Source organism: Verrucosispora sp. FIM060022 (assembly GCF_003977705.1).
Lineage (GTDB): Bacteria > Actinomycetota > Actinomycetes > Mycobacteriales > Micromonosporaceae > Micromonospora > Micromonospora gifhornensis.
Map to the genome: position 1 here is coordinate 352889 of NZ_RQIV01000003.1, position 20807 is coordinate 373695.

General features: G+C 68.9%; 16 protein-coding genes, 2 tRNA genes and 1 pseudogene. 3 read left to right on the forward strand and 16 right to left on the reverse strand.

The features are described from left to right. Positions 1–177: 177 nt before the first annotated feature. Positions 178–253, reverse strand: a tRNA-Lys gene (locus tag EG812_RS12125). Positions 254–439: 186 nt separating this feature from the next. Between EG812_RS12125 and EG812_RS12130 the strand changes: the two genes are divergently transcribed. Further along, on the forward strand, positions 440–1693 hold the full coding sequence (locus EG812_RS12130) for a L,D-transpeptidase (RefSeq protein ID WP_043719807.1): 1254 nt from the start codon (positions 440–442) through the stop codon (positions 1691–1693). A 125-nt stretch (positions 1694–1818) separates the two neighbouring features. Beyond that, positions 1819–3132, forward strand: coding sequence for a L,D-transpeptidase (locus EG812_RS12135; RefSeq protein WP_126711589.1), 1314 nt, complete (start codon positions 1819–1821; stop codon positions 3130–3132). Positions 3133–3236: 104 nt separating this feature from the next. Here the strand turns inward: EG812_RS12135 and EG812_RS12140 are convergent, their stop codons facing one another. The 12 genes from EG812_RS12140 to orn all read right to left on the reverse strand — a co-directional run bounded on the left by EG812_RS12140 (position 3237) and on the right by orn (position 15267). Continuing rightward, the gene (locus tag EG812_RS12140; protein WP_013731911.1) at positions 3237–3983 is read right to left on the reverse strand and encodes a GntR family transcriptional regulator; all 747 of its coding nucleotides are present in this window, start codon (positions 3981–3983) and stop codon (positions 3237–3239) included. Positions 3984–4065: 82 nt separating this feature from the next. Next, a complete protein-coding gene (locus EG812_RS12145; RefSeq protein ID WP_013731910.1) occupies positions 4066–5268 on the reverse strand; it encodes a dipeptidase in 1203 nt (400 codons plus the stop codon). Between the two features lie 35 nt (positions 5269–5303). Beyond that, positions 5304–6293 carry an ABC transporter ATP-binding protein gene (locus tag EG812_RS12150; RefSeq protein ID WP_013731909.1) on the reverse strand — a complete coding sequence of 330 codons (990 nt, stop codon included), beginning with the start codon at positions 6291–6293 and terminating at the stop codon, positions 5304–5306. After that, a complete protein-coding gene (locus EG812_RS12155; protein ID WP_013731908.1) occupies positions 6277–7260 on the reverse strand; it encodes an ABC transporter ATP-binding protein in 984 nt (327 codons plus the stop codon). The genes EG812_RS12150 and EG812_RS12155 overlap by 17 nt, the downstream gene beginning before the upstream one ends. Continuing rightward, entirely contained in the window at positions 7257–8093 is an 837-nt protein-coding gene (locus tag EG812_RS12160) for an alpha/beta fold hydrolase (RefSeq protein ID WP_013731907.1), read from the reverse strand. Before EG812_RS12160 ends, EG812_RS12155 begins: the two co-directional genes overlap by 4 nt. Next, positions 8090–9271: a M24 family metallopeptidase gene (locus tag EG812_RS12165; RefSeq protein ID WP_126711590.1), complete on the reverse strand. Its 1182-nt coding sequence runs from the start codon at positions 9269–9271 to the stop codon at positions 8090–8092. Before EG812_RS12165 ends, EG812_RS12160 begins: the two co-directional genes overlap by 4 nt. 3 nt (positions 9272–9274) lie before the next feature. Further along, entirely contained in the window at positions 9275–10156 is an 882-nt protein-coding gene (locus EG812_RS12170; RefSeq protein WP_126711591.1) for an ABC transporter permease, read from the reverse strand. 106 nt (positions 10157–10262) lie between these two features. Continuing rightward, on the reverse strand, positions 10263–11216 hold the full coding sequence (locus EG812_RS12175) for an ABC transporter permease (RefSeq protein WP_013731904.1): 954 nt from the start codon (positions 11214–11216) through the stop codon (positions 10263–10265). A gap of 31 nt (positions 11217–11247) precedes the next feature. After that, positions 11248–12870: an ABC transporter substrate-binding protein gene (locus tag EG812_RS12180; RefSeq protein ID WP_233579473.1), complete on the reverse strand. Its 1623-nt coding sequence runs from the start codon at positions 12868–12870 to the stop codon at positions 11248–11250. Positions 12871–12872: 2 nt separating this feature from the next. Continuing rightward, a complete protein-coding gene (locus EG812_RS12185) occupies positions 12873–14075 on the reverse strand; it encodes a dipeptidase (RefSeq protein ID WP_126711592.1) in 1203 nt (400 codons plus the stop codon). 439 nt (positions 14076–14514) lie between these two features. Then, a tRNA-His gene (locus EG812_RS12190) sits at positions 14515–14587 on the reverse strand. A gap of 89 nt (positions 14588–14676) precedes the next feature. Continuing rightward, the gene (gene orn / locus EG812_RS12195; RefSeq protein ID WP_081476034.1) at positions 14677–15267 is read right to left on the reverse strand and encodes an oligoribonuclease; all 591 of its coding nucleotides are present in this window, start codon (positions 15265–15267) and stop codon (positions 14677–14679) included. A 72-nt stretch (positions 15268–15339) separates the two neighbouring features. Between orn and EG812_RS12200 the strand changes: the two genes are divergently transcribed. After that, a complete protein-coding gene (locus tag EG812_RS12200; protein ID WP_043719803.1) occupies positions 15340–16635 on the forward strand; it encodes a glycosyltransferase family 87 protein in 1296 nt (431 codons plus the stop codon). A gap of 416 nt (positions 16636–17051) precedes the next feature. On the opposite strand, the pseudogene EG812_RS30055 reads toward EG812_RS12200, so the two are convergent. The 3 genes and pseudogenes from EG812_RS30055 to EG812_RS12215 form a co-directional block, all read right to left on the reverse strand. Continuing rightward, a pseudogene (locus EG812_RS30055) lies at positions 17052–17423 on the reverse strand (hypothetical protein); the annotation flags it as partial. 810 nt (positions 17424–18233) lie between these two features. After that, the gene (locus EG812_RS12210; protein ID WP_126711594.1) at positions 18234–19004 is read right to left on the reverse strand and encodes a YcnI family copper-binding membrane protein; all 771 of its coding nucleotides are present in this window, start codon (positions 19002–19004) and stop codon (positions 18234–18236) included. A gap of 14 nt (positions 19005–19018) precedes the next feature. Further along, positions 19019–20683 carry a copper resistance CopC/CopD family protein gene (locus tag EG812_RS12215; RefSeq protein WP_126711595.1) on the reverse strand — a complete coding sequence of 555 codons (1665 nt, stop codon included), beginning with the start codon at positions 20681–20683 and terminating at the stop codon, positions 19019–19021. Positions 20684–20807: the final 124 nt, after the last annotated feature.

Here is a 20807-nt window from a genome sequence, read left to right on the forward strand (position 1 = left end):
CCCGGACGGCGTAGCGTCAGCTGTTGTACCAGCGCCGTTATCGACGGCGGCGAGGATCAGGTCGTGTCGCAGCGGTCGGAGGTCTTCCACCCGACGATCCGCGCTGGTGGGGTCCCATCCGGGCCCCACTCATGATCAAGGCCGCATAGCCAGTTGGCTATGCGGCCTGATCAGAGGTGGTGCGCCGCCAGGGACTCGAACCCCGAACCCGCGGATTAAGAGTCCGCTGCTCTGCCAGTTGAGCTAGCGGCGCTCGTTGGCAACGGGGAGGACATTAGCACGGTCCGCGATCCGGGTTCCAATCCGATACCCGGGTCATCCCTTCGGCCAACCTTGTGCGGACATTCGGCACCAAGCACGCACAAGACTTGGGACGGGCTGATGCCGGATGGCTCTGGTACGGCACGATGTCCGCCAGGTGCGTGAGACAGGGGTGGGGATGGGCAGGTTCGCGCGGACCGGGACGTTACTGGGCGTTCTGGGCCTGGTGGCGTCGCTGGCGTTGTCGGGTTGCAGCAGCGATTCGAGTGGGGCCCAGTTCGTGGAGGGTACGCAGCCGGCGGCGACCGGTTCGTCGGCTCCGGGCACCCCGGAGGCGACAACTGGGCCGCCGTTGACGGTGAGCCCGGCCGACGGTGCGAAGGACCGTCCGGTCAGCGCGGAGATCGGGGCCAAGTTGCCGGACGGGGGCAAGGTCACGCAGGTGACGTTGACCACCGACAACGGCAAGAAGGTCAAGGGCAAGTTGCGGACGGACGGCTCCTCGTGGGTGCCGTCGGCGCCGTTGAAGTGGTCCACCACCTACACCGCCACGGTCACCGCCACCCAGCCGGACGGCTCGGTCAGCGAGGGCACCAGCACCTTCACCACGATGACCAAGCCTGCCTCGGTGATCAATTCCGGGTTGTACCTGTTCGACGACCGGACGTACGGGGTGGCGATGCCGGTGGTGGCGGAGTTCCACCCGGGCATCGCCAAGAAGGACCGGGCGAAGGTGCAGAAGCGGATGTTCGTGCAGACTGATCCGCCGCAGCCGGGTGCCTGGCACTGGGTGGGCAACGGCACCCAGGCGTACTACCGGGCACCCGAGTTCTGGAAGCCGGGCACGAAGATCTCCGTACGCATCGCGCTGGCCGGTATCCCGCTGAGCAACGGCCGGTACGGAAACGTCGACCGGACCGCCACCGCCAAGATCGGCTCCGCCTTCGAGATGAAGGTGACGAACTCCGACAAGCAGATGCGGGTGTACGAGAACGGCAAGCTGATCAAGACGCTGCCGGTGAGCCTCGGCAAGACGAAGACGCCCTCCTCCAGTGGCACCCTGGTGGTGATGGAGAAGAAGGAGGCGACGGTCTTCGACACGATGGACGATCCCGACCCGGAGAACCGGTACGTCACCGACATCCAGTTCGCCCAGCGGTTGACCTGGGGTGGCGAGTACATCCACGCCGCGCCCTGGTCGGAGCACGTGCAGGGGCGGCAGAATGTCTCCCACGGCTGCGTGAACGTCTCCATGGCGAACGCCAGGTGGCTCTTCGAGCGTACGAAGATCGGCGACCCGATCACCATCACCGGCACCGAGCGTAAGTTGGCAGCCGGGAACGGGTGGACGGCGTGGGATCTGAGCTGGGCGGAGTTCGTCAAGGGCAGCGCGCTGCCGGTGCCGGACGGTGGTGCCGGTCCGGCTTTGTGACCGGGCCGAATATGTCACTATCCGGACATCCGATTTCAGGTGTTTCGGTTCACCCTCTGCAACGGGTACGTGAGCTGATGCGTCTGTGATGTGGATGGGCAGCGGACCACGACTGTGAGGACACCATGCGAGTTCGGGACCAGCGCAACCGGCGGCGGGGGGTGCTCGCCGCGGGGATGCTCGCCGTGGCGTTGGCGCTGACCTCCGCCTGCACGGGCAGCGGCGGTAAGGGCGACGGCAATGCGCCGGGCTGGCAGGGCGGTGCCGATCAGCCGGCCGCCAAGGCGTCGGTGACCATCAGCGAGCCTGCTGCGGACGCGAAGAACGTGCCGGCGGCCACGGCCATCACCTTCGCCGCTCAGGAGGCCGAGAAGACCTCGGTCGAGTTGACCGACTCCGCCGGGAAGAAGGTCAAGGGCACCCTGGCCAAGGACGGCAAGAGTTGGCTGCCGGCGAAGGCGTTGTCGTACGGCGAGTCGTACACCGCCACCGTCACCGCGACCGGGGACGACGGCCTTCCGGTGACCGCCACCAGCGCGTTCACCGTGATGAAGCAGCCGAGCAAGCAGGTCCGGATCACCAGCTTCCTCGGTGACGACCAGACCGTCGGGGTGGCCATGCCCCTGATCGTGAAGTTCGGTCGGGCCATTCCGGAGAAGTACCGGCCCGAGGTGCAGCGGCGGATGACGGTGACCTCGTCGCCGGCCCAGGAGGGCATCTGGCACTGGGTCAGCCCCACCGAGGTCCGCTACCGGCCCAAGGAGTTCTGGAAGGCCGGGAGCAAGGTGTCGTACCGGGTGCAGGCCGGTGGGCTGCCGCTGGGCGACGGCTGGTACGGCCGGGCGGACCTGACCGTCGACATCAAGATCGGCCCGAAGCTGGTCATGACCGTGGACAACAGCACCAAGCGGATGGTGGTCACCCGCGACGGCGAGACGATCAAGACGATCCCGGTGAGCCTGGGCAAGAAGAGCACCCCGTCGTCCAGCGGCACCATGGTGGTGATGGAGAAGCTGCGCAAGACGGTCTTCGACACGTACGACGAGTTGGGCCCGGAGGACGGGTACCGCACGAAGATCGACTACGCCCAGCGGCTGACCTGGGGTGGCGAGTTCATCCACGCCGCGCCCTGGTCGGAGGGGCAGCAGGGCACCACGAACGTCTCGCACGGCTGCGTGAACGTCTCGATGGCCAACGGTGCCTGGCTGTTCAACAACACGAAGGTCGGCGACCCGATCGTGGTGAAGGGCACCGAGCGCAAGCTGCAGCTCGGCAACGGCTGGACGGACTGGAACGTCAGCTGGGAGCAGTACGTCAAGGGCAGCGCCCTGCCGTACGAGCCGGCCGAGGACGAAGCCGCAGACGACGAGACCGCCGACGACGGGACGACCGAGGACGAGTCGGCCGACCCGGACGTCTCGGCCAGCGCCGCCCCCTGAGCCTGCCGCGCTGAACCAGCCGCTGCGCCCCATCGAGCCGACGCCCGGGGTACCGGTCAATCACCGGTATTCCGGGCGTCGGGCCGTTTGTCGGAGCAGCATGCTCACCGGGTGGGCTGGGGATCCCCGCCTCGGCTGAGCTTCAGGGTCAGCACGTCGGTGCGTACCGTGAAATGCCCGTGGAAGAGGGCGGCGCCGTTGCTGCCGTACCCGATCTGGGTTGCGGTGATCAACGGATGCCCGAGCGCCACGCCGAGCCGGGCCGTCGACTCCTCGTCGGCGAGGACGGCGGCGAGTTCGATCTCGGCCCGGCACACCGGCATGCCGGTGGCGCTGGCCAGGAACTCGAACATGTCCAGGTCGATGCTGACCAGCCCGGACGGGTCGAGGTCACGGCCGTCGAAGCTCAGCGGCAGGTGGTCACGGATCCAGGCGGCGGGGACGCCGTCCACGGCGAAGAGACGGTCGACCCGCCACACCGGCGCCTCCGGTGCCAACCCCAGGACCTTCGCGCAGTCAGGCGGGCAGGTGGCCCGGCTGACTGCGGCGTCCTGAAGGGTCGGCCGGTGGCCGGAGGCGGTGATCCGGTCCCGCAGCGCGGTGACGTCGCTGATCGACACCGGCACCCGCTCGGCGCCGTCGTGCACGAAGGTGCCGATCCCCCAGGTACGGGTCACCACTCCCTCGGCCGCGAGCTGACCGAGCACCTCGCGTACGGTGGCCCGGCTGACCTCCAGCCGCTCGGCCAGGTCCCGCTCGTTGGGCAGCTTGTCGCCCGAGCGGAACTCACTGCCGATCAGCTCCCGGAGTCGGCCGTGCGCCGCTTGTAGCGCGGTTTCGCGCCGAGCCATCCGCCCTCACCTCATCGTTCCCGCCGTCGACGGCCTAGGGAGTTTAGTTCGTCGGTGCCCCACTGGCCGATCGGCCGGAAGGTCACCAGACCTGCTCAAGCACCCTGATCGTGTTGCCGCCGATCACCTTGGCGATCTCGTCGTCGGAGTAGTCGTGCTTGACCAGCCAGCCGACGATGTTGCCGAATGCCTCGCCCGGGTTCTCCACGCCGGACACGTACTCCACCCGCGGGTGTTCCGGCCGGTTGCCGGCATCGTGGGCGTAGTTACCGGCGTAGGTGTTGTGCACCCCGACGTGGTCACCGAACATCGTGTCCGGACCGAACGTGACGTGGTCGATGCCGACCAGGTCGACGCAGTACGTGAAGTGGTCCATCACCGACTCGATCGAGTGGTGCTTGTGCGCCTCGGAGAGCGTGGTGTGCGGGGCGGCCTCGATGCCGATCACGCCACCGCGCTCGGCGCAGGCCCGGATCACCTCGTCCGGCTTCATCCGGGAGGTGTCCCACACCGCACGGGCACCGGCGTGGGTGATGAACACCGGCACCCGACTGGCCTCGATGACGTCCAGACAGGTCTGGTCGCCGGAGTGCGAGATGTCGATGGCGATACCGAGCTTGTTCATCCGGTCCACCGCGCGCCGCCCGAAGTGGGTCAGCCCGCCGTCGTGCTTCTCGGACAGCCCACCGCCGAGCATGTTCGCCTGGCTGTAGGCGATGCCGAGCTGGCGTACGCCGAAGCCGTACAGGATGTCGATGCGGTCCAGTTCGTTCTCGATCGGGCTGCTGCACTCCAGGCCGGCGACCAGCGCCAGCCGACCGTCCCGCTTGGCCGCGTGGATGTCGGCCAGCGAGGTGGCCAGGAAGACGTGGTCCTGCTTGTAGAGGTCACTCATCCGCATCCCGAGGGCGTAGATGAGGTCGTTCCACTTCCAACCGTTCTCGCTTGTCACGCAGGAGGCGCCGGCCATGAAGTTGTCGAAGACGGCGGTCAGGCCGGAGCGGGCCAGGCCCTCGTAGCCGGTGCGCTGGCGCGCGGTCCGGTTGTAGGCACGCAGCTCACGGACGTCCTCGGGCAGGATCACCGGGTGCTCGTGCAGCGAGATGGCGGTGTGCTCGGTGAGCAGCCGGGTCACCCGCGCACGCTGGGCGTCGGTCAGTCCGAGGTCGTGCTCCGGCACCCGACCGACTTCCTTGGCCAGCGTGAACACCCGGTAGTCCGAGTGCGGCTCCAGGTACGAGTACGACCTGTGGCCCTGGTACCGGGGGGCGGGATCTAGCAGCAAGACACCTTCTCCTTGTCAGGACGGGTAGCCGGCCGTCACGCGGCCAGCGGATAGTGGCAGGCGACCGGATGTGCACCGGCGGCCAGCGGGGGTTCGGTCGTGGCGCAGGTGTCGGTGGCCTGCCAGCAGCGGGTCCGGAACCGGCAACCCGACGGCGGGTTGACCGGGCTGGGCGGGTCACCGGCCAGCAGGATCCGCTGCCGTTGTCGGCGGCCGGCCGGGTCGGGCACCGGCACCGCGGAGAGCAGCGCGCTGGTGTACGGGTGCTTGGGCGACTCGTACAGGTCGATCTCCGGACCGGTCTCCACCAGCTTGCCGAGGTACATCACGGCGACCCGGTCGGAGATGTGCCGCACCACCGACAGGTCGTGGGCGATGAAGACGTACGCCACGCCCAGCTCGTCCTGCAGGCGTTCCAGCAGGTTGACCACCTGGGCCTGGACGGAGACGTCAAGTGCGGAGACCGGCTCGTCGCAGACGATCACGTCGGGGTTCAACGCCAGCGCCCGGGCGATGCCGATGCGTTGCCGCTGCCCGCCGGAGAACTGGTGCGGGTAGCGGTCCAGGTGCAGGCTGGCGTCGAGGCCGACCAGGTCCAGCAGTTCCTTGATCCGCTCGACCCGGCGTCGACGGTCCAGCACGTCCGGGTGGATCTCGAAGGGCTGGAGCAGGATCTCCCGGATCGTCCGGCGCGGGTTCAGCGAGGTGTACGGGTCCTGGAGCACGATCTGGATCCGGCGGCGCAGCGCCCGCAGCTCCCGCCCCTTGGCCTGGTGCACCACCGACTTGCCGAAGCGCACCGCGCCGGAGGTGGGCTGTTCCAACCCGACGAGCATCCGCGCCAGGGTGCTCTTGCCGCAGCCGGACTCCCCCACCACGCCGAGGGTCTCGCCGCGGCGCAGGTCGAAGGAGACCCCGTCGACGGCCTTGACGACCCCGCCGGAGACGAACGGGATGCGTCCCTTGACGGGGAAGTGCTTGACCAGGTTCTCGACCCGTAGCACCACGTCATCGCTGGGTGGCACCGAGCACCTCCTCGTGGTGGTGGCAGGCGCTGGCCCGGTCGGCCGGCAGCGCGTGCAGCGGCGGCAGGGTCACCAGGCATTCGTCGGTGGCCCGGGGGCAGCGCAGGTGGAACGGGCATCCGGTGGGCAGCCGGGCAGGGTTCGGCGGGGCGCCGGGAATCGCGTAGAGCTGCTCGTCGCGCCGGTCCACCCGGGGCATCGAGGCGAGCAACCCTTCGGTGTACGGGTGCGCCGGCCCGGCGAAGATCTGCTCGACCGTGCCGCGCTCGACGATCCGGCCGGCGTACATCACCGCCACCTCGTCGGCGACCTCGGCCACCACGCCCAGGTCGTGAGTGATCAGCAGCAGACCCATGCCGCTGTCCCGCTGGATCTCCGCCAGCAGCTCCATCACCTGGGCCTGCACGGTCACGTCCAGGGCGGTGGTGGGTTCGTCGGCGATCAGCAGGTCCGGTTCCAGGGAGATGGCCAGCGCGATCATGATGCGTTGGCGCATGCCACCGGAGAACTGGTGCGGGTAGTCGCGCAGCCGGTCCCTGGCCGCCGGAATGCGTACCCGGTCGACAAGTTCGATGGCCCGGCGGCGGGCGTCGGCGCGGGACATGCCCCGGCGTACCCGCAGCACCTCCATGATCTGGTGGCCGATGGTGAAGACCGGGTTGAGGGCGGCCATGGCGTCCTGGAACACCATGCCGATCTCCTCGCCGCTGATCCGCTCCCGCTGCTTGCGGGGCAGGTTGAGCAGCTCCCGGCCCTGCAACCGGACCGATCCGCTGACCGTGGCGGGCGGTACGTCGAGGATGCCCATCACCGCCTGCGCGGTGACGCTCTTGCCGGAACCGGATTCGCCGAGGATGGCCAGGGTCCGTCCGGAGTCGACTTCGAGCGACACCCCGTTTACCGCGTTGACCGGCCCGTTCGGGCTGGGAAACGCGACCCGCAGGTCGTCGATCTCCAACAGGCTCATCGCAGCACTCCGGCTCGGTGCAGGAAGTCCCGCACCACCTGCTGGAACAGCTCGGGCTCCTCCAACTGCGGGGAGTGGCCGGAGTTCTCGAAGACCACAAGCTCACCGTGGGGCACCAGGTCGGCGATGACCTGCGAGGCCTCCACCGGCGTACGCCAGTCGTGCCGGCCCACGGTGACCAGGGTCGGGCAAGTGATCGAGGGCAGCTTCGGCTTGAGGTCGTACCGGGGCATGTTCTGCCCGAAGGCGGCGTTGTGGGTCCGGTAGTGGAAGCGGGTGGCGGCCAGCCGCGCCTCGTCCTTGGCCGGATCGTGCTGGTGGTCGTAGAGCGGCAGGATGGCCCGCCAGTACTCGCGCAGCTGCTCGTTGCTCTCGAACCGGCCGGTGCCGATCCGGTCGATGACCCACTCCGGGATCACCGAACGGTCGGTGTTGCGGGCCCGCTCCACCGCCAGGTGGTCGTGCGCGGTGTCCGCTGCGGTGTCCCGCAGCACCAGCGCGGAGACCCGGTCGGGGTGCGCGATGGCGTACTCCATGGCGATGAAACCGCCGTACGAGCCGCCGGCCATGACGATCTTCTCGTAGCCGAAGTGCTCCCGGATCGCGTCCACGTCGGCCACCCACTGTTCGTGGGTGAACGGCTCGTCGTCACTGGACTCGCCGGAGCCCCGCGCGTCGAAGACGATGACCCGCAACCGGTCGGAGAAGGGGCCGAAGGACCGCTTCGGTTCGCTGCGCGAGCCCAGCCCCGGCGCGCCGTGGTGCACGATCATCGCCGGGCCGTCCTCGGGGCCGAACGCCTCGACGACAAGTTCCGCTCCGTTGATTTTCACCGGACCCCCTCGATGATGTTGGACGCCAGGTCGCGCGGGTAGCCGGTGAGCCGGCGCGGACCGTCCTGCTGCACCAGGACCGTGTCGGAGATGCGGTAACCCGCGTGCCCGGGCACGTAGACACCGGGCTCGCTGGAGAGCAGCATCCCGGGGGCGAGCACGGTGTGATCGCCGGCCTCGACCCACGGCGCCTCGTGGTTCTGCAGCCCGATGCCGTGCCCCTGCCGGTGCCGGATGTAGTCCCCCAGCCCCTGGTCCCGCAGCACGTCCAGGCAGGTCTTGTTGACCTCGGCGCAGGTCCGGCCGGCGATCATCGCCTGGGTGCCGACCTCCTGCGCCTGCCGGTCGGCCTCGTAGTAGCGCACCTGTTCGGCGGTGGGCTCGCCGATGATGAATGTCCGTTCGCTCTCCACGAAACGGCTGGCCACCGCCGCGCCGAGGGAGAGGATCAGGGTGTCGCCCGGTCGTACCCGCCGACGGGTCGGCAGGCCGTGCGGCAGCGCCGAGTTCGGCCCGGCGTAGACGAGTCCCCCGGCCAGCTTGGTGGTGTAGACGACCAGGTCGTAGTGGGCGTACATCTGATCGGTGCCGTAACCGATCACGTGCCGGGCGATCTCGTCCTCGCGGGGCAGCGGGCCACCGGAGGCCAGCGCCTCCTCGATCAGCCCGCGCCCGGCGGCGAGCATCTCGTCGCAGATCCGGGCGGCGGCCTCGTGGAACGGGATCTCCTCGGGGAACTTGCACAGCCGCAGCTTCGCCACCGCGTCGGTGGTGACCAGTTCCGCACCGCCGATGGCCCCGGACAACGCCCGGAACGCGGCCACCGACACCCCGGCGCTCACGCCGATGCGGCGTCCCGCCCCACCTGGCCGTGACAGCGCGGCGGCCAGGGTCTCCTCGGCGCTGACCACACCCGGGTACTCGAAGTAGCTGACCATCGGCATGGTGACGCCCTGCTGCGCGGCGTACTCCTCGTCGAGGCGGGGAATGACCAGCAGTGGCTCACCCTCGCGGGGCATCCACAGGTAGACCGGTCGTTCGGTGGCGATGTAGAAGAAGCCGCTGAGGAAGGCGACCTCCGGCGGCGAGGTGGCCAGGTAGCCGTCCAGGCCACGCTCGTCGAGCGCCTCGCTGAGTCGGGTACGGACGCTTGTGTAGAAGCTGTCGGGAAGTCGCACTTGTCAGCCTCCGTTGCGGCGGGGGTCACGGGAGTCGTTGAACCGCATTCCGGCGAGGGTCGCGGCGAGCACCAGCAGCAGGATCGCCAGGGACGGGAAGAGGGTCTGCCACCAGGCGATCGCGATCGTGCCGCTGCGCTGGGCGTTGAGCAGGATCCGCCCCCAGGACCAGGCGTCCGGGTCGCCGAGGCCGAGGAAGCTCAGGCCGGCCTCGGAGATCACCGCCCGGGAGGCGGTGAGCAGCACGCTGACGATCATCAGCGAGACGACGGCGGGCAGGATCTCGCGGGTGACGATCCGCCAGCCGGTGGCGCCGAGCACCCGGGCCCCGTCGATGTAGGGCATCGCGCTGATCACCAGCCCCTGCGAGCGGATCAGCCGGGCCACCTCGGGCCAGGCGAAGAACCCGATGATCAGGGTCAGGGTCACCACGCTTGGGCTGACCACCGCGGCCAGCATGATCATCAGGGGCAGGGTGGGCAGCGCCAGCATCACATCGGTGATCACCGTGGCGACCGCGTCGATCGGCCGGAAGTACGCCGCCGCCAGTCCGATCGTGGTGCCCAGCACGATCGCGATCAGCGAGGCGGCCAGACCGATCACCAGACTGGTCCGGGTGCCCCAGACCACCTGGGCGAAGACGTCCTGCCCGAGGTCGTCGGTGCCGAACCAGTGCGCGCCCGACGGCGACTGCAACACATCCGGGCCGGCGCCGCTGGGCTCGTCGGCGATCAACGGTGCGAAGACCGCCATCAGCACCATCACCAGCAGCACCAGCACCGACAGCGCCACGGTGGGCTGCCGCAGGTAACCCAGCAAGGAGGACCGCTTGGAGGCCGTCGGCGCCGACGGCGGTGCCGGCTCGGTCAGCACAGGGGCACTCACGGCACCCTCCCTTCGTTCACGGTGGTGGGGACGCGCACGGGTCCGCTTTCGTTCGCGACTGCGGGGCTCCGCTGCGCTGCACTCCTCGCGCTCACAGCTGCGGCGCTCACAGGCGGATCCGGGGGTTGAGGACCGCGTAGAGCATGTCGGTCAGGGCGTTGGCGAACACGACGGTGACGGCGAGCATGATGAACGCCCCCTGGATCACCGGGTAGTCCTGCTGACCCACCGCCTCGTAGATCAGGCGGCCGACCCCGGGATAGGCGAAGACCGTCTCGGTCAGCACCGCGCCGCCGACCAGGGTGCCCAGTTGCAGGCCCATCAGGGTCAGTGCCGGCAGGATCGCGTTGCGCAGACCGTGCTTCCAGACTCGCCGGCGGGCCGACAGGCCCCGGGCCTGGGCGGCCCGGATGTAGTCCTCACCGAGGACCTCGATCATGTTGGTCCGCAGCGTCAGCGCGTACGGGCCGAGTTGCACCAGGACCAGGGAGAGCACCGGCAGCACCAGGTGGTGGGCCAGGCTCAGGTAGGCGCCCAGTCCCCGGGTGTCCGGGTCGATCGCCCCACCGATCGGGAACCAGCCGAGCTGGGCACCGAAGAAGACCAGCAGCAGGATCGCGACGCTGGGCACGAAGAGCGCGTTGGCGCTGATGCCGAAGCCCTGCAGCGCCCGGTCGAGCCACTTGCCCCGGTTGACCGCGGCGGTCACGCCGATCGGGATGCCGACCGCGACGGTCAGTACGAACGCGCTGCCGGCCAGCAGCAACGTCCAGGGCAGACGGTCGAGGATGATGTCGGTGACCGGTTGGATCTGCCGGAACGAGATGCCCAGGTTGCCCTGGACCAGCTCGCGCAGGTACGACACGTACTGCTCCCACAACGGACGGTCCAGGCCGTACGTCTTGAGCAGTGCCGCCTGCATCTCCGGCGTCATGTCGCCCTCGACCATGAGGGTCGTGGGGTCCCCCGGCAGCAGCCGGAGCAGGAAGAACGTCGAGGTGATCGCGATCCACACGGTCAGGACGGCCTTCAATGCCCGGCTGAGCACGAAACGCACCACGGGGGACCCCTCCTTTCCCTCTGGTTGGGGGTTACTTGACCGGAGTGACCTGGGCCAGCGAGTACGCGGTGACCATGCCGAGCAGGTCCGACGGCGACGCGACGAAGCCGGTGAACTTGCTGGCGTTGTAGGCGAACTGGAAGTTCTCCACGTACAGCGGGGTCAGGTACGCCTGCTCGTGCACGACCTTGTCAATGTTCTTGATCTTGGTCTTGAACTCTTCGGGGTCGGTGGTGCCGGCCGCGTCGTTGATCAGCGCGTCCATCTCGGCCGACTCGAGCAGGTTGTAGTTGATGCCACCCGGGTTGCTGGACAGGTAGGTGCTGCGCAGCTGGTCCATCGGGTTGTCGAACACGCCCCACTGCGAGGCGTCGATGTCGTACTCACCGTTCTTGGTGCGGGTGAGGAAGGTGTTGCGCTCGACGCACTCGTTCTCCAGCTTGATGCCGGCCTTGGCCGCGCTCTCGCGGAAGAGCTGCACCACCCGGGTGATGTTGGCGTTGGACTGGTCGCAGGCCACGCCGAAGGAGAGCTCATCGAAGAAGCCGTCGTTGTTGGCGTCCTTGTAACCAGCCGCGCTGAGCTTGGCCTTCGCGCCCTCGGGGTCGAACGGGTACGGCTGGAGCTCGGTGTTGTCGTACTCCGAGAAGATCGGCGAGATCGGCCCGGCCATCTGCTGGCCGTCACCCTGGAGCACCGCGGAGATGATCGCCTTGGTGTCCACCGCCATCGACAGCGCCTGCCGGACCTGCTGGTCGGCGAGGTACTTGTTCTTCATGTTGTAGGTCAGGTGGGCGAAGCCGAGCGCGCCGACCTTCTGCAGCTTGATCTTGTCGTCGCCCTCGAAGGTCTTCGCCGCCGAGACCGGCACCGGGGTACCCATCAGGTCGATGTCGCCGTTGCGCAGCGCCAGCATCATCGTGTTCACGTCCGGGTAGACCCGGTACTCGACCTGGCTGACCGCGGCCTTGCCACCCGGCGCGAGCGGGTAGTGCTCGTTGCGCTTCATCACGTAGCGCTGGCCCTTGGTCACGCTGTCCAGGACGAACGGTCCGGCACCGACCCAGTTCGAGTCGTTGGCGAACTTGGAGAGGTCGCCGGCCGGCTCGAAGATGTGCTTCGGCACGACGGCCATCCAGAAGCCGACGCCCTCGGCGAACGGCGCGTACGGCTGGGAGAGCTTGAACTTGACGGTGGTCGCGTCCGGGGCCTCGATCGACTCGACCCAGGTCAGCTTGGCGGCGACGTTGCCGAGCTTGTACTCCATGATCTTCTCGGCGCTGAACTTCACGTCGTCGGCGACCACCGGCTTGCCGTCGGACCACTTGAAGTCGTCGCGCAGCACGAAGACGGCGGTCTTGCCGTCGTCCTCGTAGCGGTACTCCTTGGCCAGCTCCGGGGACTTCTTCGCGTTCTCGTCGATCCGCAGCAGGTGCGGGTACATCGCGTTGAGAATCCACGAGTCGGTCTTGCTGAGCGACTGGAGCGGGTTGAAGTTGCTCACGTCGGTGGTGGTGCCGATCCGCAGCACCGTGTCCGACGACGAGTTGCTGGAGGACGAGTTGTTGTCCTCGTTCAGGCCACAGCCAGACACACCCAGCGTGGCCACCACGCCGAGCGCGACAGCGAGCCGCCAACGACCCTTCACTGCCATTTTCACCAAACCTCCTGAAGAACCCGGATGATGTTGCCGCCGATGACCTTGGCGATCTCGTCGTCGGAGTAACCGTGCGTGACCAACCACCCGACGATGTTGCTGAAGCACTCCGCCGGGTTCTCCATGCCGCTCACGTACGGAACCCGCGGGTGGTCCACCACCCCGTGGGCCTTACCGATCGCCAGGTGCTGGGTAAAGCTGTCGTGCAGCCCGACGTGGTCACCGAAGTTGGTGTCCGGGCCGAACGCGACGTGGTCGATGCCGACCAACTCCACGCAGTACGTGAAGTGGTCCATCACCGACTCGATCGAATGGTGTGGGTGGCCCGCCGAGAGGGTGGTGTGCGGAGCGGCCTCGATGCCGATCACGCCACCACGCTCGGCGCAGGCCCGGATCACCTCGTCCGGCTTCATCCGAGGGGTGTTCCAGACCGAACGGGCACCGGCGTGGGTGATGAACACCGGCACCCGACTGGCCTCGATCACATCCAGCGAGGTCTGGTCGCCGGAGTGCGAGATGTCGATGGCGATACCGAGCTTGTTCATCCGATCCACCGCGCGCCGCCCGAAGTGGGTCAACCCGCCGTCGCGGTCCTCGGAGAGGCCGGATCCGAGCATGTTCGCCTGGCTGTAGGCGATGCCCATCTGGCGTACGCCGAAGCCGTAGAGGATGTCGATCCGGTCCAGCTCGTTCTCGATCATCGTGGCCGCTTCCAGACCCGCCACCAGGGCGATCTGGCCGTTGCGCTTGGCCTCGAAGATCTGTTCCAACGTGGTCGCCACCACCACGTGGTCCTGCTTGGCGATGTCGGCGAAGCGCAGACCGATGTCGTAGATGACGTCGTCCCACTTCCAGGCGTGCTCACTTGTCACGCAGCCGGTGCCGTTCATGAAGTTGTCGAACACCGCGGTCAGACCGGAGCGGGCCAGGCCCTCGAAGCCGAAGGAGTTGCGGCCGGTGCGGTTGTAGTCGCGCAGCTGAGACACGTCGGCCGGCAGGATCTTCGGGTGCTCGTGCAGCGAGATGGCCATGTGCTCCCGGAGCAGCCGGGCCACCCGGGCGTACTGCTCGGCGTTGAGACCCAGATCGTGCTCCGGCACGCGGCCGAGCTGCGGAGCCAGCTCGAAGACCTTGTAGTCCACGTGCGGCGTCAAGTAGTCGAAGGACTGGTATCCGGCGTACCGGGGGGCGGGTTCCTGCACTCGTCAACTCACCTCGTCAGCTAAGAGGCACGAGGAATGAGGTCCGACCTCATGCCTTGCTGCAACCTACCGAGGAAAGTTCAGGTCAGGTAAGACTCCGTGACGCGTTCGTTATCCGCAACCGCCAAAGTTCCCGCAGGTCAGGACGGATATTCGGGCGGCTGATGCGGCGGACACCGAACACCTGAGACCAGCCGACCGAACAGCGGATCACGACCGACCAGATCGCCGATGATTGGTAGGTGGTCAGACCATTAGCACTGGAACAGGCGGAGGACTGGGCGGACCACACTGCTGAGATGGTCTGACCTTGGTACGGCAGCACCGCTCGGCCTGGACACTCGGCCCGCACGTGCTGCACCGGGTCGGCGAGGTGGCACAAAAAGCTCAGGCCCCCTACGAGAGGGGGCCTGAGCTTGTGGATCTGATCCACTGACTGGGTGACTGATGGGAATTGAACCCACGACAACCGGGACCACAACCCGGTGCTCTGCCAACTGAGCTACAGCCACCATGCCGCCACGCCCGGTCTGCGCCCGAGCGGTGCGAAGAAATCATACCCCCACCACTGTCGAGCGCGTCCAGCGGGTTGCGGGGTGGTTCAGAGGCCGGCTGCGATGCCCTTGGCGGTGTCCACGTCCGGCCCGGGCAGCGGCACGAAGATGGTGCGCCGGTAGTACTCCAACTCCCGGATGCTCTCCCGGATGTCGGCCAGGGCCCGGTGCGCCAGGCCCTTCTGCGGCTGACCGAAGTACACCCGCGGATACCAGCGCCGGCACAGCTCCTTGATCGAGGACACGTCGATCATGCGGTAGTGCAGGTGGGCGTCGAGGCGGGGCATGTCCCGGGCGATGAACCCCCGGTCGGTGGCAATGGAGTTGCCGCACAACGGGGCGGTACGGGGATCCTTGACGTGCCGGCTGACGTAGTCGAGCACCATGTCCTCGGCCTCGGCCAGGGTGACCGTGGAGCGGCGTACCTCCTCGGTGAGCCCGGACTTGCCGTGCATCGTCCGGACGATCTCCGGCATGGCGTCCAGCGCCGCGTCGTCCGCATGGATCACCACGTCCACGCCGTCACCGAGCACGTTGAGATCAGGATCGGTGACCAACGCGGCGACTTCGATCAGCTTGTCGCTGCCGAGGTCCAGCCCGGTCATCTCACAGTCGATCCAGACAAGAAGATCAGCCACCGGGACAGCCTACGCGCAGCCCAAGCCTCGTGGCTGCACGCCGCCGGGCCGAGCGACCGCTAGGGTTTTCCCGTGCCCGCCGATCCCGCCACACCCCGCACCGTCGATGTAGCGGACCCTGGTGCCCGCCGGGACCGCCGGATACTCAGCGTGTTGGTTGTCGCAGCGGCACTACCGGCCCTCTACCTGCCCGGCAGGGTGCACAACTTCTTCGATCTGAAGATCTACATGTCGGCGATGGACTGGTGGTCCGCCGGCAATCCGCTCTACGACTACGTGCAGCCCGATCGGGTGCAGGGCGAGTTGTACTTCACCTATCCTCCGTTCGCCGCCCTTCTGCTGCTGCCCTTCGGCCACCTCACACTCGGGGTCACGGTGGCGATCTTCACCGGGTTGACCCTGTTGGGCGTACTGGTCACCACGAAATGGCTGCTCGACCCGGTGATCCGCCGACACCGGCTGCCGTACCTGTTCACCCTGGCGGTGGGGGCGCTGTTCGTCCTGGGGGTGGAGAGCACCCGGGAGACCATCACCTTCGGCCAGATCAACATGCTGCTGGTGGTGCTGATCCTGGCCGACCTGTTGTTCGCCGTACCCCGGGACAGCCGGTGGGCCGGCGTGGGCATCGGGTTGGCGGCGGCGCTCAAGCTGTTCCCCGGCATCTTCGTGGTCTACCTGCTGGCGACCCGGCGGTGGCGGGCCGCGGCCGTGGCAGCCGCGACCGCCGCCGGAGCGACCCTGCTCGCCGCCGCGGTCGCGCCCGGAGACTCGTGGCGCTTCTGGACGCACGAATTGTGGGCCACCGACCGCGTCGGCCGCACCGACTACACCGGCAACCAGTCACTGTTCGGGCTGCTGAGCCGACTCTCCGCCCCGGAAGATCCGAGCCGCCTGATCTGGCTGCCGCTGGTCGCGGCGATCGTCGGGTACGGACTGTGGCGCGCCGTACGCGCCTCGCAGGCCGGTGACGCGCTCACCGGCCTGACCCTGACCGGCCTGGTGGCGGCGTTGATCAGCCCGATCACCTGGACCCACCACATCTACTGGTTCATTCCGGCGGTGGTGATCCTGATCGACGCGACCCTGAGCACCGACCCACGCACCGCCGAGGGAGCACGCCGTCGTCGTCGACTGGCCGCCGTCGCCGTCGGCACCAGCGCCATCATCGTGTACGGGGTGGTCTCCTTCTACGACTGGGGAATCGCCCCGACACCGACCGACACCCCCTGGGAGTTCGTCGGACGCAACGCGTACGTGCTGCTGTGCCTGCTCCTCCTCGCCGTCCTCCCCATCCGCACCCGCACCGGCACCAAGCCCACAAAATCCCCCCACCCCACCACCCACCCCAAAACCCCCATCCCCCGATAACCCACCCTCAACCACCCCACCCCCCACCTACCTACCCCCGCCCCACTCACCCCACTCACCCCGCTCCCGCCCGATCCCAACCCCGCTCGACCAGCCCTCCCCGGACGGAGAGCCCCCTTCGTTGCGCCCCGCTCGTCTCACCCCGTCGATCTTGCACTCCTGGTCGCCGATAAGCGCCTTACGCCCTCTTTGCCCCGACGAAAAGTGCATGATCGCGGAGACAAGGGCGGGCGGAGGCAAGGGCGGCGCCCGCCACGCCCGCGCCCGACTCGCCCCGTCGATCTTGCACTTTCAGTCGCCGAGGCGCGGCTTATGTCGCGTTCGCCCCGACGGAAAGTGCAAGATCGCGGGGGCGAGGGGGTGCTGCGAGGGCTGGGGCGGGCGTCGAGCGGGGCGGGGCATGCCCGGGGAAGGTGTTAGTGGGGTGGGGCTGGTGGGCGTAGGGGGTGGTGGGGGGCGGGGAGGTCGGCGAGGGTCTGGGGGCGGGGTACGGGGGCTATTGCTCGGGTGGCGGGCAGGGTGCTGCCCACCGCGACGAGTTGCCGCTCGGCGAAACGGTTCGGGGGCGGGGTGCCGAGGCCGCTGAGCGAGCTGATTCCGAGGCGGCCGGCGAGGATCGGTACCTGGTCCGGCTCGACCACGATGATCACCTCGCGGGGGCGTACCGGGCGTAGCAGGAGCAGCGCGGCGACAATCACCAGCAGCATGCCGGCGGTCAGCGAGCCCCAGGTGGCCGGGGCCAGCCAGCCGGGTCGCAGCTCGGCTCGCAGTTCCAGGGTCAGGTCGGCGCGACCGTCGGTGCGCATCAACACCAGGCTGAGGCGCTGCCCGGCCAGTTCGTCGGGGGTCCATTCCAGGGTTCCGTTGCCGGCGCGGGTCCAGAAGGTCTGCGCACCGGGTCCGGCCGGTAGGGTCGGACGCTCGTCGGCGGACGGGGTGACCGGTGTCAGGCGGACCGGCAGCGGGCCCCGGGCCAGCGCCATCCGCTCGACGACGGCGTACGGCGCGCCGGCCAGCCAGCGTCGTACCTCGTCGGCGGGGGCCAGGCCGACGAAGGCCGGGCCGTCATGGGTGCGGGCGTCCAGTCGCATCCGGGCCTCACCGACGCCGGCGAGCGGCACCTCCTGGCGTACCAGCTCGTCGAGGTCGGTCACCACCACCGCGTGCCCGGTGGTCTGCACGGTCTCGAAGCGAGCCGCGTAGGTGCCGCCCGGGTCGGCGTGACCGGTCAGCAGGCCGAGCGCGGCGGCACCGACCAGCGCGGTGATGCCGACGGCCAGCAGCAACATTCCGGCCAGCGTCCACACGAAACGCATCCGCCACATCCCTCTCCGTAGTCAACTACCCGGCCGACCTTACCTACGACGAACGGCTGGTCAGTGGATATCGGGCAGGCACGCGGAGAAGACCTGTCGGACCACCAGCCACAGAGCCAGCGGAGACCGCAGGACCGCAGGAGACGGCAGGACGGGGGACGGCAGGAGACGGCGGGACGGCGGGACGGCGGGACGGCGACGACAGCAGGAACGAAGAGGGCGGCGGAGACGGCGAGACCCGCCGGAGGATGCCGGCGGGTCTCGTGGTGGGCGGGGTGGGGGTCAGGAGGCCGCCGTCGCCTCGCCGCCCTGGCCGGGACCGCCGGCCCGTCGGGTACGCGCGAATGCCAGGCCGCCCAGCACCAGCCCGGCGAGCCCGGCCACCAGCCCGGCGACGCCGAGACCGACCGCGAGCCCGTTGCCGTCCTCGTCGTCCTCGGCCGCCTGGGCGGGTGCGCCGGGCGATGCGGTGGGCGCGTCGGTCGGCTCCGCCGTGGAGGTCGCGGCGGTGAGGGTGAGCACCGGCGCCGGGGTGGCCGGCTCCTCGCCACCGGGCTGCGGCTCGTCGATCCAGCGCACCACGCCGCCGTCGGAGTAGGTCTGCAGCGCCTTGAAGACCATCTGGGTTACGTCGGGCAGCGGGCCCATGGAGACCGGGAACTCCTGGAAGGTGCCCGGGGCGATGGCCGCCGCAGCGCCCTCAGCCGTCCAGGTGATCTTGGAGATCACCTCGGAGATCTCGGCGCCGTGCACCTGCACCGGCGGGTCGACCCGGCGCTTCTCCACCGCGACGGTCCAGCCCGGTACCGGCATGGTCGACACCGAGCCGACCGGGGCGTTCTCCGGCAGGAAGATCTCCAGCTTGGTGGTCGAGGCCTCGTCACTCTCGTTCGGCACCCGGAACGCGAAGCGGCCGTAACCGCCCTGTTTCGCCTCGCTCGGGCTGATCGACACGTGCGCCGACGCGGGCGCCGCGAAACCGAACACGGCCGTGGCGACGGTGCCGAGTGTCAGGGCGACGATGGCACCCACGGTACGCCGGTGACGGATCATCGATGGAACCCTCTCTATCGGATGGACACGGTGGCGGTCACCGTGGCCTGGTCGATCTCGGTGGTACGAGCGGTCACCCGCAGTTCCCACTCGCCTGCCGACGGCAGGTTGATCTCGCCGGTGGCGTGGTTGTCGGTCAGCGGCAGCAGCGGTACGTCGATCGCCTCGATACCTGCCGACGGCAGTGCGACGGTGGCCTTCCACTCCTTGATCGGCAGCGGCTGGTTGTCCAGCGTGTAGGCGTAGAAGTGCACCGAGTTGTTGCCCCGCTGGGCGGGTGCCATCTCGATCTGCATCGAGTAGAGGCTGCTCTGCACGGTGGTGGTGAAGTAGCCGCTCTCGGCACCGGCCACGTCGGCGCCGGCGGTACGGGCCGGTGGGGTCTGCACCAGCACCGAGGTCACCGCGAGCACGACCGCGGTGACGGCCAGCTCGATCCAGACCGCCCGGCGCATCGGTGCCGGGCGGCTGGCCGCGATCCGCTTGCGGACCAGGTGCCGTGAGTACGCGGCGACCGCGATCACCAGTGCGAACAGCCCGACCTTGGCCAGCACCAGCCGGCCGTACGTGGTGTTCACCAGGGCTGTCGGGGTGGCCACCTCGATCAGGGCCTGGACGATGCCGGCGAGCAGCAGCGCCGACACCGCCAGGGCGGCCCACCGGGACCAGATCGGCAGGATCGCGCCCAACTCCCGTTCGTCGGCCCGGGGCAGCAGGAACACCACGAGCATCACCAGGCCGCCCAGCCAGACGGCCATGCTGCCCAGGTGCACGGCGTCGACGAGCACCGACACCGCCGGGGCGGGCGAGGCGGCCGGGTGGCCGGCCAGCGGCCAGGTGAGCAGTGCCGCCCCGCCGAGCACCCCGAGGATGATCAGGTCGGTACGGCCCACCGAGCCGGCGAACAGCGGCCGGAGCAGGACCGCCGCAGCGGCCAGCAGACCCAACCGGACCAGGTGGGCGGCACCGAACGTGCTGCCGAGCACCAGGCCCAGGCCGGCACCGGTGATGTCGAACGGGCCGCCACCGTTGGTGTAGGGCACCTGCAACAGGGTCGTCGCGACGGTGGCCAGGGCGACCAGCCCGAGGCCGATCCAGGCCAGCCGGGCCGGCGCGGTCCGGGGCAGCCGACGCGGCCAGAGCAGGGCGAGCACAAGCGTCGCGCCGACCAGCAGGAGCAGTCCGGCGTACCCGACGAACTTGCTGACCTTGACCGCGTTGCTGACCACCGGGTCGGCCCGACTGTCGTTACCGGCGTCCACCGGCGGCTCGGACGGCGCGCCGACGGAGAAGGTGAACGCCCCGGAGACCGGGTGGCTGTCGGCGGAGATGACCCGGTAGGTGACCAGGTAGGTACCGTTGCCGGCGGAGTTGTCGACGGGGATGCTCACCACACTGTCGGCGAAGGTGGGCTCACCCCGGTCGACCCGAGATCCGTCCGGCGCGATCACTCGGATCTTGTCCGGCACCTTGCGGACCGGCTCACTGAAGGTGAGCACCACCTCGGTCGGCGCGTTCGGCACCACGGACGAGGCGGCGGGGCTGCTACTGGAGAGCACGGCGTGCGCCGCGGCCGGGCTCGCCGGAGCAAGCAGCAGGGCCACGACGGTCACCAGCAGACCGGCGGCGGCGGTCAGCCGGGCGAATCGGCGGCGAGGGGCGGCAGTCATGCTGGCCATGCTCGCCGATTCAGGGCCGGGAGTCATGCTCGGGTAGTCGGACGCTGAGGGAAAAAAGTTCCCGGCGTGGCGCATTGCATGGGAAGGGCCGAAGGACCCTGCTGCTCAACGCGCTGCCGCGTAA

What these genes read in the sequence shown, in the direction of transcription:
- EG812_RS12130 (WP_043719807.1), top strand. Translation starts at nt 440, where the DNA reads ATGGGCAGGTTCGCGCGGACCGGGACGTTACTGGGCGTTCTGGGCCTG.
- EG812_RS12135 (WP_126711589.1), top strand. Translation starts at nt 1,819, where the DNA reads ATGCGAGTTCGGGACCAGCGCAACCGGCGGCGGGGGGTGCTCGCCGCG.
- EG812_RS12140 (WP_013731911.1), bottom strand. Translation starts at nt 3,983, where the DNA reads ATGGCTCGGCGCGAAACCGCGCTACAAGCGGCGCACGGCCGACTCCGG.
- EG812_RS12155 (WP_013731908.1), bottom strand. Translation starts at nt 7,260, where the DNA reads ATGAGCCTGTTGGAGATCGACGACCTGCGGGTCGCGTTTCCCAGCCCG.
- EG812_RS12180 (WP_233579473.1), bottom strand. Translation starts at nt 12,870, where the DNA reads ATGGCAGTGAAGGGTCGTTGGCGGCTCGCTGTCGCGCTCGGCGTGGTG.
- EG812_RS12210 (WP_126711594.1), bottom strand. Translation starts at nt 19,004, where the DNA reads ATGATCCGTCACCGGCGTACCGTGGGTGCCATCGTCGCCCTGACACTC.
- EG812_RS12215 (WP_126711595.1), bottom strand. Translation starts at nt 20,683, where the DNA reads ATGGCCAGCATGACTGCCGCCCCTCGCCGCCGATTCGCCCGGCTGACC.